Raw genomic sequence first — 14481 nt, 5'->3', positions numbered from 1 at the left:
ACGAGAGCATGCCGCTTGCCTTTTATGCTGTCAAATATATTATTCAACCTTTATTGAGTCGATAAACATATCAGGAGCCGATGTGGACCTGCGCCAGCTGCGCTACTTCGTGACGGTGGCGGAGGAGTTACATTTCGGCCGTGCCGCGCGGCGCCTGGCCATGACCCAGCCGCCGCTYTCCCAGCAGATCCAGGCACTGGAAGAGGAGATCGGGGTGCAACTGTTCGCCCGCACGCGGCGCTCGGTGGCGCTCACGCCGGCCGGCCAGCAATGGCTGCCCGAGGTGCGGCGCGTGCTGGCGGACGCCGCCGCGCTGCCGGGGCTGGCCCAGCGGCTGGCGCGCGGGGAGGCCGGCACGCTCTCGCTGGCCTTTGTCAGCACGGCCGACTACGGCATCCTGCCCGACCTGCTGCGGCGCTTTCGCGCGCGCCATCCCAATGTGCAACTGCAGCTGCGCGAGGCCACCAGCGATATCCAGCTGGAGGCCCTGATGGAGGGCACCATCGACGCCGGGCTGGTGATCCGCCCGCAGTTGCCGGCGATGCCGCATGGCGTTTCCTATCTGCCGCTGGTGCGCGAGCCGCTGGTGCTGGCGGTGCCGGAAGGCTGGCGCGCGGGGACGGGGGAGGGCACCGGGGCAGCCGGCGTTTCCCTCAGGGATGCGGCGCACGAGCCCCTCATCATCTTCCCCCGGCGAAGCGCGCCGGCGTTTTATGACATCATTACGGGCTGTTATGCGCGCGAAGGCCTTACGCCGGTCATTGCCCAGGAGGCTATCCAGATGCAGACCATCGTCAGCCTGGTATCGGCCGGCATGGGGGTGGCGCTGGTGCCGGCGTCGCTTTGCAACCTTCGCCGTACCGGTGTGTCCTACCTGCCGTTGCGCGACGCCGGGCCCGATATCGAGACCGGCCTGGTGTGGCGCGAGGCCGGAGCGGGCAGCGTGAGCCCGGTGCTGAGGTCGTTCATCGAGATTGCCGGTGCGCTGGCGTCTGCCATGACGCTGACGCAATTGGCTGGCATAAAGCCGGGCACGGAGCCCGGCACGAATGTAGCCATCCGGCGCGCGGCACGGCCGCAGGCTGAACACTGACATCCGATACCGTCCGGGCGTATTTCATATTTTGTTGTTCGAATTTGTCTGCGGCGGTCTTCCTTCAACCCAATTCCACGGCACACATGCTGATTCATCCCCAATTCGATCCGGTCGCCATTCATCTCGGCCCGCTTGCCATCCGCTGGTACGGGCTGATGTACCTGGCCGGTTTCATCATGTTCCTGTGGTTTGGCCGCCTGCGCATCCGCCAGCCGCATATCGCGGCCCAGGGCTGGACCGTCAAGGACCTGGACGACATGCTGTTCTTCGGCGTGCTGGGCGTGATCCTGGGCGGACGGCTGGGCTACGTGCTGTTCTACAAGGCCGACTACTACCTGAGCCATCCGCTCGAGATCTTCAAGGTGTGGGAGGGCGGCATGGCCTTCCACGGCGGCTTCCTGGGCGTGGTCGTGGCGATGTGGCTGTTCGGCAAGCTGCGCGGGCGGCACTGGATGGAGGTCACGGACTTCATCGCGCCGATGATTCCCTGCGGGCTGGCGGCCGGGCGCATCGGCAACTTCATCAACGGCGAGCTGTGGGGCCGCGCCACCGACCTGCCCTGGGGCATGATCTTCCCGCAGGCCGGCGACAACATCCCACGCCATCCTTCCCAGCTCTACCAGTTCGCCGGCGAAGGCGTGGCGCTGTTCATCATCCTGTGGTTGTTCGCCAGGAAGCCGCGGCCCATGGGCGCCGTGTCGGGCGTGTTCCTGATCGGCTACGGGGGCTTCCGTTTCCTCGCCGAGTTCGCGCGCGAGCCGGACAACTTCCTTGGCTTGCTGGCGCTTAACTTCTCCATGGGCCAGTGGCTAAGCCTGCCGATGATCCTGGCTGGCGTGGCGATGCTGGTCTGGGCCAACCGCCGCGGGCACGCGGCGCAGGCTTCAGTGCGCTGACCTCTGCCACTTCTGCCGGCGGATTGAAGAAAGCGGGCCGAGGCCCGCTTTTCTTATGGGTCCGCCCCATTGGTTTGGCCGCGCCTGTGCGTCGACGACGCTAATGTGATGGCCGCGTGGTCTCGGCACGGTGGCCCCGGCAGGCGCGTCAACGGCGCTTGGGCAGGACTGCTGGCGGTGTATATGCTTGCTTTCAGGCGGGCTGTTTGCCGCAGAGGCTGCCACGCCGATGTGCGCCACTGCCGTCGCAAGCCGGACAGTGGCGGTTTCAGCGGCGCATGCCGTCTGGCTTGAAGTCCGGCCAGGGGAGAAATCGATGGAAATGGCGCGTGAGGCTGCGGGACCCGAGGCTTCCTCGACGCGGGTGCGCCTCGCGGCCGCTTCGGAGCTGCGCGACGATGTTGCGTTGCCTGCCAGGGTCGACGGCGTGGATCTCGTCGTGATCGGGCACGGCGGCGGCGCGTTGGTCTACCAGGGGCATTGCCCGCACCGGGGCACGCTGCTGGCCGAAGGCGCCATCGAGCATGGCGTGCTCACTTGCCGCGGCCACGGCTGGCGCTTCGACTGCGGCACCGGCACCGTTGTCGAGCGGCCCGAAATCTGCCTGAAGCGGTTTGCCGCCGTCATCGAGGACGGCGCGGTCATGGCGGACCGCGACGAGATCCTTGCGTGGCAGCGCCTGCAGGCGCTGCCGGATCCGGCAGCGCCATCCCCAGGCCCGGGCCCCGGCCTGCGCTCGCTCTCGGAGCTTCCCGGTCCGAAAGGCCTGCCCTGGTTGGGCAGCGCGCTGCAGTTGCAATGGCAGCAGCAGCGGATGCATCTCGTCTTCGAGCAATGGTGCGAGGAATTCGGCCCCCTGTTCTGCGTCCGCATGGCGAACCGGCCAGCCCTGGTGATCGCCGAAGGGGTATTGATCGACAAGATCCTCCGCGACCGGCCCGCGACCTATCGCCGTATCGGCGCGCTGGAGGCGGTGGCGCTGGAGATGGGCGCGCTAGGCGTGTTCTCCGCCGAGGGCGAGGTATGGCGCAGGCAGCGCCGGCCGGTGGCGCAGGCGCTGGACGCGCACCGGCTGCGTGCCTTCTTGCCGATGCTGGCCAGCGTCACGCGCAGGCTGGAGCGGCGCTGGCATAAGGCGGCCGCGCAGCGGCGGCGGGTGGATGTGCAGCACGACCTGATGCGCTACACGGTAGATGTGACAACCGCCCTGGCCTTCGGCTACGACATCAACACGCTGGAGCGCGAGGGCGAGGTCATCCAGCAGCATCTCGAACAGATCCTGCCGATGGTGAACCGGCGCGTCAATGCGCCATTCCCGTACTGGCACTATGTCAGGCTCCCGGCGGATCGCTCGTTCGACCGCGCCCTCGCGGCAATCCACCAGATCATCGGCGAGTTCATCGCCGCGGCCCGCGAGCGGCTGGCGCGGGCGCCGGAGCTTGCCGCGCAGCCGGCCAATTTCCTGGAGGCGATGCTGGTGGCCCAGCAGACGGGGCAGGCGCCGCTGGACGACGAGGAACTGTTCGCGAATATCTTCACGATACTCGTAGCGGGCGAGGATACGACCGCCAATACCGTTGCCTGGATGATGTACTTCATGTGCTGCCACCCGGAGGTGCAGCGCAGGATGCAGGAGGAGGTGGGGATAGTGCTGAGGCAGGCGGACGTCCTGCAGGACATGCGGGATGCCGCCAGGCTGGTGTACGTGGAGGCGGTCGCGCACGAGTCGTTGAGGCTCAAGCCGGTCGCGCCGCTCTTCTTCCTGGAACCGAATGAAGACGTGGAAGTGGGCGGCGTCCGGGTGCCGCGCGGGACGCTGCTGGTGTTGGTGAACCGGCCCAATGCACTGCAGGAGCACAACTTTCCCGCAGCCCGCGAGTTCCGGCCGGAGCGCTGGCTGCTGGGCGCCACTCCGGCGGCCCAGCATCGCAGCGGCTTCGTGCCGTTCGGCTCGGGACCGCGCTTGTGCCCCGGACGCAGTCTCGCGCTGCTGGAGGCCAAGGCGGCGATTTCGATGGTCTGCCAGAACTTTGACATCCGCCACGCGCCCGAGTCGGGCCCGGTCGGGGAGGCTTTCGGCTTTACGATGATGCCGACGGACCTTTGGGTGATGTTCTCGGCGCGATAGTTGAATGGCCAGCCTGGCTGATCAGCCAGGCGGCAGCGTCGTCAATCCACCTGCGCCCCGGACTTCTTCACGATCACCGCCCATTTGTCGAGATCGGCCTTGAGCATGGCGCCGAACTGCTGCGGCGTGCCGGCGAGGACTTCGGCGCCTTGCGCCGCCAGTTTGTCGCGCAGCGTCTTGTCGGCGAGCGCGGCCTGCATGGTCTGCGCGAGCTTTTGCGTGACTTCCTTCGGCGTGCCCCTGACCGCGAACAGGCCGACCCACAGGTCGCCGCTGTAGCCGGGCACGGTCTCGCCGATGGCCGGGATGTCTGGCGCGAACGGCGAGCGCCTGGCGGAGCTGACGCCGAGCGCGCGCACCTTGCCGGCCTTGATATGCGCCAGCACCGAGGGCAGGCTGGCGAAGGCCAGCGGCACCTGATTGCCAAGCACATCGTTGAGCGCCGGCGCCACGCCCTTGTAGGGCACGTGCTCCAGCTTGATGCCGGCCATGCTGTTGAGCATTTCGCCCAGCAGGTGGTTGAGCGTGCCGTTGCCGGCGGAGGCATAGCGGTAGAAATCCGGCTTGGCCTTGGCCATGCTGATCAGTTCGGGCAGCGTCCTGGCGGGAAAGGCGGGRTTGGCCACCAGCACATTGGGCACGCTCGCCACCGGCGAGATCGGCTCGAAATCGCGCACCGGATCGAACGGCACCTGGCGGTACAGCGACGGGTTGATGGCCTGGGTGCTGCTGATGGTCATCAGCAGGGTGTAGCCGTCGGGCGCCGAGCGCGCGGCCGTCTGCGTGCCGATATTGCCGCCGGCGCCGGGGCGGTTYTCCACCACCACCTGCTGGCCGAGGCGTTGCGACAGGTCGGCCGCCACCAGGCGCGCGACGATGTCGTTGGTGCCGCCCGGCGCCTGCGGCACGATCATCTGGATAGGCTTGGCGGGATAAGTCTCGGCCTGCGCGGCGGCGCCGGCGAACAGCGAAATCGCCGCGGCGATGCCGGCCAGGACATGGCGGGTGCGTTGCATGGTGTCTCCTCGATGTTGGGATGGCGGCATAGCAGTCTTTTCCTGCCGATGGCTACGCCTTGCCTGTCGCTGGCAGCGACTCTACACGAGGGTTTTGCGCCGGAGAAATTCAATCGCCGACTACCGCCATAAGATTTATTTATTCCRCTGAGCCTGGCTGGGCGGCGCCCGGCGCTGGCTTGAGCGAGCCGCCCTGGGCGATGCGCGCGTCGACGATCTCGCGCAGGATCTCGGCCACCGCTTCCGCCGCGCGCGTGCGCGGCAGCGCGCGGGGCCAGCACAGCGAAAGCGTGCGGCGCAACTCGGGCAGGATCAGGCGCGTGGGCATGGCGGCATCGCTCGGGTCTACCGCCGAGGCCGGCAGGATGGTGCAGGCCAACCCTTCGCGCGCTGCGCCCAGCAGGAAGGGCAGGGAGTCCAGGTCGGCTACCACATTGAGTGCCGCGCCAGCCTGCGCGAAGCCGCGCTCCAGCACTTCGCGCAGGCCCTGCGAGCCGCTCGGCAGGACCAGCGGCACGCCCGCCAGTTGCCTGAGCGCGATGGTGTCGCGGCGGGCACGGCGGCGGCCGGCGGCGTCTGGCGCCTCGGGCGGGTTGCCGATCAGGTACAGCGACTCGCTGGCCAGCATTTCGGGTTCCACCGCGCGCGAAGCCGTGTCGCGGAACAGGATGGCGAAATCGAGCCGGTTGTTGTTGAGCAGCTCCGAGATGTAGCCGCTCATGCTCTCAAACAGTTGCAGGCGTACCTGCGGGTAGCGCGCCCGCACCGCCCGGATCAGCGGCATGCCAAAGGCCGCGGCGGCGGTGGTGGGCAAGCCGATGGCCACCGCGCCGGAGACCTCGGCGCCCGCCGCACGCACGTCGGCGCCGGCACTTTCCACCTGCTTGAGGATGGTGCGCGCATGCCGGTACAGGGTCTTGCCGGCCTCGGTCGGCTTCACGCCCTTGGGGCCGCGGTGCACCAGCGGCACGCCGTATTCGGCCTCCAGCGCGGCAAGTTGCTGGCTCAGCGCCGGCTGCGCCACGCACACCGCTTCCGCGGCGCGGGTCAGGCTGCCGTGGTCGACGATGGCCACGAAGTAGCGCATGGAGCGGATATCCATTGGGTGTCCTTGGTTTGGCGTTTCCCGTGTGAGGTATTTATTCTACTTATGGGCGACTAGGCATTCCCTATTTCCCAGCGGATGCCGCCAGGCGCTAGATTGTGGGCTGGCCGGCCGGTTTCGCGCTTTCGCGCCGCCGGCCTCCACCCCCACGTACCCAAGCATCAACGAGTCCAGCCATGTCCCAACCGCTGCAAGGTATCACCGTCGTATCCCTGGAGCAGGCGATTGCCGCGCCGTTCTGCACCCGCCAGCTGGCCGACCTCGGCGCGCGCGTGATCAAGATCGAGCGCCCCGGCGTGGGCGACTTCGCGCGCGCCTACGATAACCGGGTGCGCGGCTTGTCCTCGCACTTCGTGTGGACCAACCGCTCGAAGGAGAGCGTGACGATGGACGTCAAGCACGCGCAGGCGGCACCAGTGCTGGACGCGCTGCTGGCGCGCGCCGATGTGCTGGTGCAGAACCTGGCGCCGGGTGCGGCGGCGCGTCTGGGGCTTGATTACGAGGCGCTGAGCGCGCGCTTTCCGCGCCTGATCGTTTGCGATATCTCCGGCTATGGCGCCGACGGTCCCTACCGCGACAAGAAGGCCTATGACCTGCTGGTGCAGAGCGAATCGGGCTTTGTCTCGGTCACGGGCACGCCCGGAGAGGGCGTAAAGGCCGGCGCCTCGGTGGCCGACATCGCCGCCGGCATGTATGCCTACAGCAATATCCTGGCGGCGCTGATCGAGCGCGGCCAGACCGGGCGCGGCAAGCGCATCGATATCTCGATGCTGGAATCCACCGTGGAGTGGATGGGTTTCCCGCTCTACTACGCCTTCGACGGTGCCGAGCCGCCCCCGCGCGCCGGCGCCGCCCATGCCACCATCTATCCCTATGGCCCTTTCCCCACCGGCGACGGCAAGACCGTGATGCTGGGCCTGCAGAACGAACGCGAGTGGAACACCTTCTGCCAGCGCGTGCTGGAAGACCCGGCGCTCGCCACGCATCCCGACTACGCCGACAACACCCTGCGCAGCGCCAACCGCGCCGCGCTGCGCGCGCGCATCGTGGAGGCATTTGCCGCGCTCAGCGCCGAGCAGGTCACCGCGCGGCTCGAAGCAGCCGGCATCGCCAACGCGCGCGTGAACACCATGGCCGATGTCTGGGCGCATCCGCAACTGGCCGCGCGAGCGCGCTGGCGCCAGGTCGATACGCCCGCCGGCCCCGTGCCCGCGCTGCTGCCGCCCGGCGTGCAAGAGGCGCGCATGGACCCGGTGCCGGCGGTGGGCGAACATACCGACGCGGTGCTGGCCGAACTTGGCCTGACGCCCGTGCAGGTGGCGGCGCTGCACGGCGCGGGCGTGGTATGAGCGACGCTGCTGCCATCAGGGCGCCCGCCCGCAGCTACCTGTTCGTGCCCGCCACGCACCCCKAGCGCATCGGGCGCGCGATCGGTTCGGGGGCGGATGCGGTCATTGTCGATTTCGAGGACGCGGTGGCGCCCGACGCCAAAGCGTCGGCGCGCGAGGGCCTGGCCGGTTCCTGGCTACAGTGGCAGGCCCGGGCGGCCGCCGCCGGCGTGTCTCTGCTGGTGCGCGTGAATGCCGCCGACAGCGAATATCACGCGGGGGACCTGGACTGGTGCCGCGCCCGGCGGGCGCGTGACCTGGTATTGCCCAAGGYCGATGCCGCCGCCCTCGACGCGCTGGCGCTTGCCTTGCCGCACGCCAATTATTATCCGCTGATGGAAACCGCTGCGGGCTTTGCCGACCTGCGCGCGGTGAGCCGCGCGGCCGGCGTGGTGCGGTTGCTGTTGGGCAGCATCGACCTGATGTTCGACCTGGACGTGGCGGACGAGGACGAGCCGCTGGACTATTTCCGCGCCAGGTTGGTGATGCATTCGCGCGCGGCGGGATTGCCGGCGCCGGTGGACGGGGTTTGCACGGCCATCGGCGATGCCGTGGAGCTGGCCCGGCAGACCACGCGCGCGCGGCGCTTCGGSTTYGGCGCCAAGCTGCTGATCCATCCGCAGCAGGTGGCGCAGGTGCATGCCGGGCTGGCGCCGTCGGAACGGGAGCGGGCCTGGGCGCGGCGCATCGTGGCCGCCGCCGCCGGTGCGCAGGGCGCCGCGCTCGCGGTCGACGGCAAGATGGTGGACCGGCCGGTACTGGAGCGCGCGCGCAAGATCCTGCGGCAGGCCGGCTAGGTTGGGGCGGTGGGCGATCCGCGCGCGTGCTGCGCCGCGTCAGCGAGCGCCAGGGCGAGCGCTGGCTGGTGCGGCGCCTGAACGGCCTGCGCTGGAGGCGCCGTGCGACCGGTGCGGAGCGTGGCCTGGAAGGTGGCTAGGGCGCTGGCGAAGTGCTTCCGCAGCCTGCTTCAGCAACCAAAACGCGCCTTGTCACATGAGCGGCGCACGCTGCGCATGCCGCTGCGCAGCATCGAATTGTCTTGTCATTGCGCCACCGTTATTCATAATTATGAATTATTGGGCCTGGCAAGACACATCCGAGGCCATCCCGATGCCATTGCATTCTTCCATCCGGAGGCACCATGCGCATCATCCAGCAGGCCCTGTACCTCGAGGTGGCGGAGCGCCTGCGCACCATGATCGACGAGCACGCGCTGATGCCGGGTGCCTGGATCGACGAAGCCAGCGTGGCCGAATCGATGGGTATCTCGCGCACGCCGATGCGCGAGGCGCTCAAGGTCCTCGCCGCCGAAGGCCTGGTGCGGCTGGAGCCACGCCGCGGCTGCTTCGTCAATGCGCTGTCCGAGCAGGACCTCGACGAGATCTTCCCGCTGATGGCGCTGCTGGAAGGGCGCTGCGCCTATGAGGCCGCGCGTAACGCCACCGCTGCCGACCTGGAGGCCCTGGAGAGCCTGCATGCCGATCTGGCGCGATACGCCCAGGGCGGCAATATCGACGCCTACTACGAAACCAATTACCAGATCCACGAAGCGATCCAGCAGCTCGCCGGCAATCGCTGGCTGTCTGGGCTGATCAGCGATTTGCGCAAGGTGCTGCGGTTGTCGCGCCACAAGAGCCTGAAGCTGCCGGGCCGCATCCGCGAATCCTGCGCCGAACATCTGTCGGTGTTCTCCGCGCTCAAGGCGCACGATCCCGAGGGCGCCGAAACCCTGATGAAGACACACTTGCTGCGCCAGCGCGCCGCGCTCAGGGCGCTGGACGCGGCAGAGTTGCAGGCGCCCGCGGATACCGCCGCGGGCGCCGGTTCATCCATCCATCGATAGCAGGTACCCCATGGATACCCTCAGCAACAGCGAACAGAAAGCCAGTGCTCCCGTCAGTGCTCCCCTCAGCGGGCCCGAGCCCTCGGGCGAGACCCTGTTGTCGCGCTTCGGCCGCTGGTGGGGCCGCAAGGGCGAGCGCGATGGCAACGCGAGGCCCGATGCCGGCATCGCTGCCAAGGCGGACGCCGGGCCMGTGACCTTGCCGGCCCGTGTGCTGCGCAGGCAGCGCGAGCAACTGCGCCTGTGCTTTGACGCGCGCCTGACCGACGGCGCCGCCAACACCGCCGCGCAGACCTGGCGCGCCGAGTACGAGGCGGCGGGCGACGATGCGCGCCAGGCCATGCTCGCCGTGCTGGCGGAAGTCGCGGCCAATGGCAGCACGGAGGCGGGCGAGGACGGCAAGGCCGCCAAAGCGGCCGCCGGCCTGCCGCAAGCCATGTCGACCGCGCGCATCCGTTTCTTCAAGCGCCTGGCCGCCTTGCAYGGCCAGCAGGGCGCCAGCGTGTGCGGCCTGCATTTCCTGATCGGCTTGCGCGCCGACATGCTGCGCTGGCATAAGCGCGTGCCGGGCCCGCACCCGCTCGACGACGATCTCGAAGCGCTGTTCTCCAACTGGTTCGACGTCGGCCTGCTCGAATTGCAGCCGATCACCTGGGACTCGCCGGCCTCGCTGCTGGAGAAGCTGATCCGCTACGAAGCCGTGCACGAGATCGCCTCCTGGGCGGATTTGCGCAACCGGCTCGATTCGGACCGGCGCTGCTATGCCTTCTTCCATCCGCGCATGCCGCGCGAGCCACTGATCTTTGTCGAGGTGGCCTTCGTGCCCGAGATGGCGGCAAACGTCCATGCGCTGCTGGACGAGGCCGCGCCGCTGGAAGACCTGCGCCGCGTGAAGTGGGCCATCTTCTATTCCATCTCCAATACGCAGGCGGGCTTGCGCGGCGTGAGCTTTGGCAATTTCCTGCTCAAGCGCGTGATCGAGGAGTTGCAGCGCGAGTTTCCCAAGCTCAAGCAGTTCGCCACGCTGTCCCCAATTCCCGGCTTTGCCGACTGGCTGCGCAAGCGCGACGGCGAGTCGGTGGGCAAGGTGCTGGGCGACAAGCGCCTGGCGCGCTGGAGCGAGCGGCACGGCGCCCCGCCCGCCGACGGCGCAGGCTGGCTGGCGGCGCTGCCGGCGGATTCCGAGGACGTACTGGTGCGCGACACAGCGCTGGCGCTGGCCGCGCACTACCTGGTGCGCGAGCGCCAGCAGGCGCTGCCGGCCGACCCTGTGGCACGCTTCCACCTGGGCAATGGCGCCTGCGTGGAGCGCCTGAACTGGGCCGCCGACCTGTCGCGCAAGGGGCGCGCGCAGTCGTGCGGCATGATGGTGAACTACCTTTACGCGACCGAGGCGCTGGATGACAATCTGGTTCGCCTCGGCAACGGCAACCCGCGGATCAGTCGCGCGGTGAGCAAGCTGTTGTGACCCTCGTCAGGTCGTAAACAGGGCCATTTTCACGGGCCATTCAGCAGTCCTTCATTTGACTTTCCGCAGCATAAGAGAGAGGAGATAGGTTCATGAATCGTCGTCAGTTTCAACTGGCAGGGCTGGCTTGCGCGCTTGGCGCGGGTCTCGGCGCGGTTGCTCCCGTGGCGCAGGCCGACACCTGGCCGTCCAAGCCGATCACCGTGATCGTGCCGTTCCCCGCCGGCGGCGGCACCGATGCCTTCGCCCGTCCCCTTACCGCCCAGCTCTCCAAGCAGCTCGGCAAGCAGTTCGTGATCGACAATCGCGGTGGCGCTGGCGGGACGGTGGGCGCCAGCATTGCATCCAAGGCCGCGCCGGATGGCTATACCGTGTTTATCGGCGGCGCCCATCATGCCATTGCGCCGTCGTTCTACAAGAAGCTCGACTATGACATCGAGAAGGATTTCATCCCCGTCACGGTGATCGCGCAGCCACCGCAGGTGATCGTGGTGAACCCGGCCAAGGTGAGCGCCAACACGCTGGGCGAACTGATTGACTATGCCAAGAAGAACCCTGGCAAACTGAACTACGCCTCGGCCGGCAATGGCTCCTCCCACCACCTCGCGGGCGAGCTGTTCAAGCTGCAGACCAAGACCTTCATCACGCATATTCCCTACAAGGGCGCGGGTCCTGCGCTGTCCGACCTGATTGCGGGCCAGGTCGACATGGACTTCGACGGGCTCGGCTCCTCGGCCCAGCATATCCGCGCCGGCCGCATCAAGCCGCTGGCGGTGGCTTCCTCCAAGCGTTCGGCCGCTTTCCCGAATGTGCCAACCGCCGCCGAGGCGGGTGTGCCCAACTATGAAGTTTCCACCTGGTATGCGATGTGGGTGCCCAAGGGCACGCCCAAGGACATCGTAGACAAGCTCTACACCGAAGTGGAAAAGGCACTGAACACGCCGGAGATGAAACAGATCTGGCTTGCCAACGGCTCCGATACGCCGGCCTACACGCAAGAGCAGTTTGCCCAGTTCCAGCGCGCCGAGATCAAGCGCTGGGGGCAGGTGGTGCAGCTGTCCGGCGCCAAGATCGACTGATGAGGACTCGACCAATGCATCCTGGTGCGCGTGGAGCGCAGGCATGAGCGGCGCGGTGGAGTTCGCGCGCGACGGTGACGTGGCCACCGTCACGCTGTCGCATGCGGGCAAGCTCAATGCGATCTCGGTGGCGATGTGGCGCGCGCTGGCGGAGGGTTTTGCGCAGCTGTCGGCCGATCCGTCGCTGCGCTGCGTGGTGATACGCGGCGCCGATGGCAACTTCGCCGCCGGCGCCGACATCGCCGAGTTTCCCGGGGAGCGGGGCGACGCCGCCGCGCTGCGCCGCTATCACGTGGCGGTGATCGCGCCGGCACTGGCCGCCATCGCCGGCTGCCTCCATCCCACGGTGGCGATGATCGAGGGGGTTTGCGTGGGCGGCGGGCTGGAGATCGCCTGCCATTGCGACCTGCGCATCGCCGCCGGCGACAGTCGCTTCGGCGTGCCGATCAACCGTCTCGGCTTTCCCATGGCCCCCGGCGAACTGACGGGGCTGCTGGCCCTGGCTGGCCGCGCGGTGACGCTGGAGATCCTGCTGGAGGGGCGCGTGTTCGACGCCGCCGAGGCGCGCGACAAGGGGCTGCTGACGCGCGTGGTGCCGGCCACGGCGCTCGGCGAGGAAGTGGCCGCCACGGTGAAGCGTATCGTCGCGGGCGCGCCGTTGGCTGCACGTATCAACAAGGAGAGCATCCGGCGTCTCGCGCCGGCCCCCGAGCCGCTGAGCGCGGCGGAGCTGGAGGCGCACTTCCGCTATGGCGGCAGCAGCGACCATGCCGAAGGCGTGGCCGCATTCCTGGCGCGCCGGCCGCCGCGCTTTACCGGGCAGTAGCAACGGGCCTATCATTGCCGGCTATTGATCGGGATGCCCATGCTATTGCCGATTCCGTTTTTTATCTTCCGCAACATGAACGCCAACCTGTTCGCCCTATTTGAATCCCGCTTTCCGGCGGATCGCAGTGCCTGCTGCATCGAGACCCACGACGGCCTCTACTACAGCTGGGACGACCTCGACCGCGCCACCGCCCGGATGGCCAACCTGCTGACCGCGCTCAAGCTGCCCGAGGGCGCGCGCGTGGCGGTGCAGGTGGAGAAGTCGCCCGAGGCGCTGTTCCTGTACCTGGCCACGCTGCGCGCCGGCTACGTCTACCTGCCGCTCAATACCGCCTACCAGGAGGCCGAGATCGATTATTTCGTCGGCAATGCGGAGCCGGCGGTGGTGGTGTGCAGTAGCGCTAACTTCGGCTGGGTTTCCAAAGTGGCGTTCCGCCACGGCACGCAGCATGTGTTCACGCTGGACGACGACCGCTCGGGCTCGCTGCTGTCCCGCGCCGCCGCGCAGCCGGACAGCTTCGCCACCGTGGCGCGCGGCGCCGGCGATCTTGCCGCCATCCTGTACACCTCGGGCACCACCGGGCGCAGCAAGGGCGCCATGCTGAGCCACGGCAACCTCGCTTCCAACGCGAAGACGCTGCACGAATACTGGGGCTGGCGCAGCGACGACGTGCTGCTGCACATGCTGCCGATCTTCCACGTGCACGGCCTCTTCGTGGCTTCGCATGGCGCGCTGCTGGCCGGCGCCAAGATGATCTGGGCGCCCAGGCTCGACATGGCCCAGGTGCTGAAATTCCTGCCGCGTTCCACCGTGATGATGGGCGTGCCCACCTACTACGTGCGCATGCTGCAGGAGGCGCGCTTCGACGACGATACCTGCCGCCGCATGCGGCTGTTCGTGTCCGGCTCGGCGCCGCTGCTGATGGAGACCTTCGACGCCTTCCGCGAGCGTACCGGGCACACCATCCTGGAGCGTTACGGCATGAGCGAGACCGTGATGCTGGTCTCCAACCCTTACGAGGCGGATGCCGGCGAGCGCATCGGCGGCACCGTCGGCAAGGCGCTGCCGGGCGTTTCCGTGCGCGTGGTGGATGGCGACGGCAAGGTTTGCGCGGCCGGCGAGATCGGCAACGTGGAGGTGCGCGGACCCAACGTGTTCCATGGCTACTGGCGCATGCCGGAAAAGACGCAGGAAGAGTTCACCGAGGACGGCTGGTTCAAGACCGGCGACGTGGGCCGCTTTGGTGGCGCCATCGTCAGCCAGGCCGGCGAGCGCAAGGTGCCGGACGACTACCTGACCATCGTCGGCCGCAGCAAGGACCTGATCATCTCCGGCGGCTACAACGTCTATCCGAAGGAGATCGAGAGCTTTATCGACGAGATGCCGGGCGTGGCGGAAAGCGCCGTGATCGGCGTGCCGCATGCCGACTTCGGCGAAGCGGTGGTAGCGGTGGTGGTCGGCAAGCCGGGCGCGGAGCTCGACGAGTCCATCCTGATCGGCTCGCTCAAGGGCCGCATCGCCAACTTCAAGGTGCCCAAGCGCGTGCACCTGGTCGATGAACTGCCGCGCAACACCATGGGCAAGGTGCAGAAGAACGTGCTGCGCCAGCAGTTCGCGGCGCTGTAAGCCTGCG

Annotated in this window: 12 protein-coding genes; 10 read left to right on the top strand and 2 right to left on the bottom strand. The window is 67.9% G+C overall.

The window, feature by feature from the left end:
* Positions 1-82: 82 nt before the first annotated feature.
* The 3 genes from AC1DKD_RS01115 (at position 83) to AC1DKD_RS01105 (ending at position 4120) form a co-directional block, all read left to right on the top strand.
* Complete coding sequence (locus tag AC1DKD_RS01115; RefSeq protein WP_441625373.1) at positions 83-1093, top strand: LysR family transcriptional regulator; 1011 nt, start codon at positions 83-85, stop codon at positions 1091-1093.
* Positions 1094-1179: 86 nt separating this feature from the next.
* Positions 1180-1992 (top strand): prolipoprotein diacylglyceryl transferase, encoded by an 813-nt coding sequence (gene lgt, locus AC1DKD_RS01110; protein WP_035875993.1) that lies wholly within the window; start codon positions 1180-1182, stop codon positions 1990-1992.
* A 316-nt stretch (positions 1993-2308) separates the two neighbouring features.
* Positions 2309-4120, top strand: coding sequence for a cytochrome P450 (locus AC1DKD_RS01105; RefSeq protein ID WP_477111107.1), 1812 nt, complete (start codon positions 2309-2311; stop codon positions 4118-4120).
* Positions 4121-4161: 41 nt separating this feature from the next.
* On the opposite strand, the gene AC1DKD_RS01100 is transcribed toward AC1DKD_RS01105, so the two are convergent.
* A complete protein-coding gene (locus AC1DKD_RS01100; protein WP_441625369.1) occupies positions 4162-5136 on the bottom strand; it encodes a Bug family tripartite tricarboxylate transporter substrate binding protein in 975 nt (324 codons plus the stop codon).
* A 139-nt stretch (positions 5137-5275) separates the two neighbouring features.
* Positions 5276-6238 (bottom strand): LysR substrate-binding domain-containing protein, encoded by a 963-nt coding sequence (locus tag AC1DKD_RS01095; RefSeq protein WP_477142841.1) that lies wholly within the window; start codon positions 6236-6238, stop codon positions 5276-5278.
* Positions 6239-6417: 179 nt separating this feature from the next.
* On the opposite strand from AC1DKD_RS01095, the gene AC1DKD_RS01090 reads away from it, so the two are divergent.
* The 7 genes from AC1DKD_RS01090 to AC1DKD_RS01060 all read left to right on the top strand — a co-directional run bounded on the left by AC1DKD_RS01090 (position 6418) and on the right by AC1DKD_RS01060 (position 14474).
* On the top strand, positions 6418-7590 hold the full coding sequence (locus AC1DKD_RS01090; protein WP_477111108.1) for a CaiB/BaiF CoA transferase family protein: 1173 nt from the start codon (positions 6418-6420) through the stop codon (positions 7588-7590).
* Entirely contained in the window at positions 7587-8426 is an 840-nt protein-coding gene (locus AC1DKD_RS01085) for an HpcH/HpaI aldolase/citrate lyase family protein (RefSeq protein ID WP_477142840.1), read from the top strand. Before AC1DKD_RS01090 ends, AC1DKD_RS01085 begins: the two co-directional genes overlap by 4 nt.
* Before the next feature lie 344 nt (positions 8427-8770).
* Positions 8771-9472 carry a GntR family transcriptional regulator gene (locus AC1DKD_RS01080; RefSeq protein WP_441625361.1) on the top strand — a complete coding sequence of 234 codons (702 nt, stop codon included), beginning with the start codon at positions 8771-8773 and terminating at the stop codon, positions 9470-9472.
* A gap of 10 nt (positions 9473-9482) precedes the next feature.
* Positions 9483-10940, top strand: a complete 1458-nt coding sequence (locus AC1DKD_RS01075) for a malonyl-CoA decarboxylase domain-containing protein (RefSeq protein ID WP_477111109.1) — start codon at positions 9483-9485, stop codon at positions 10938-10940.
* Positions 10941-11032: 92 nt separating this feature from the next.
* Positions 11033-12019 (top strand): Bug family tripartite tricarboxylate transporter substrate binding protein, encoded by a 987-nt coding sequence (locus AC1DKD_RS01070; protein WP_441625357.1) that lies wholly within the window; start codon positions 11033-11035, stop codon positions 12017-12019.
* 43 nt (positions 12020-12062) lie between these two features.
* A complete protein-coding gene (locus AC1DKD_RS01065; protein WP_477111110.1) occupies positions 12063-12845 on the top strand; it encodes an enoyl-CoA hydratase/isomerase family protein in 783 nt (260 codons plus the stop codon).
* Positions 12846-12920: 75 nt separating this feature from the next.
* Positions 12921-14474 carry a malonate--CoA ligase gene (locus tag AC1DKD_RS01060; RefSeq protein ID WP_441625513.1) on the top strand — a complete coding sequence of 518 codons (1554 nt, stop codon included), beginning with the start codon at positions 12921-12923 and terminating at the stop codon, positions 14472-14474.
* The last annotated feature ends 7 nt before the right edge of the window (positions 14475-14481 follow it).

The sequence above is a fragment of the Cupriavidus sp. 05T313 genome, assembly GCF_056396665.1.
The sequence above is the reverse complement of the archived record's forward strand: the minus strand, read 5'-3'. Positions and strand labels throughout refer to the sequence as shown.

Bases quoted from the DNA above. Each gene is read 5' to 3' on its own strand.
- lgt (WP_035875993.1), top strand. From the start codon at position 1,180: ATGCTGATTCATCCCCAATTCGATCCGGTCGCCATTCATCTCGGCCCG.
- AC1DKD_RS01105 (WP_477111107.1), top strand. From the start codon at position 2,309: ATGGAAATGGCGCGTGAGGCTGCGGGACCCGAGGCTTCCTCGACGCGG.
- AC1DKD_RS01090 (WP_477111108.1), top strand. From the start codon at position 6,418: ATGTCCCAACCGCTGCAAGGTATCACCGTCGTATCCCTGGAGCAGGCG.
- AC1DKD_RS01080 (WP_441625361.1), top strand. From the start codon at position 8,771: ATGCGCATCATCCAGCAGGCCCTGTACCTCGAGGTGGCGGAGCGCCTG.
- AC1DKD_RS01070 (WP_441625357.1), top strand. From the start codon at position 11,033: ATGAATCGTCGTCAGTTTCAACTGGCAGGGCTGGCTTGCGCGCTTGGC.
- AC1DKD_RS01065 (WP_477111110.1), top strand. From the start codon at position 12,063: ATGAGCGGCGCGGTGGAGTTCGCGCGCGACGGTGACGTGGCCACCGTC.
- AC1DKD_RS01060 (WP_441625513.1), top strand. From the start codon at position 12,921: ATGAACGCCAACCTGTTCGCCCTATTTGAATCCCGCTTTCCGGCGGAT.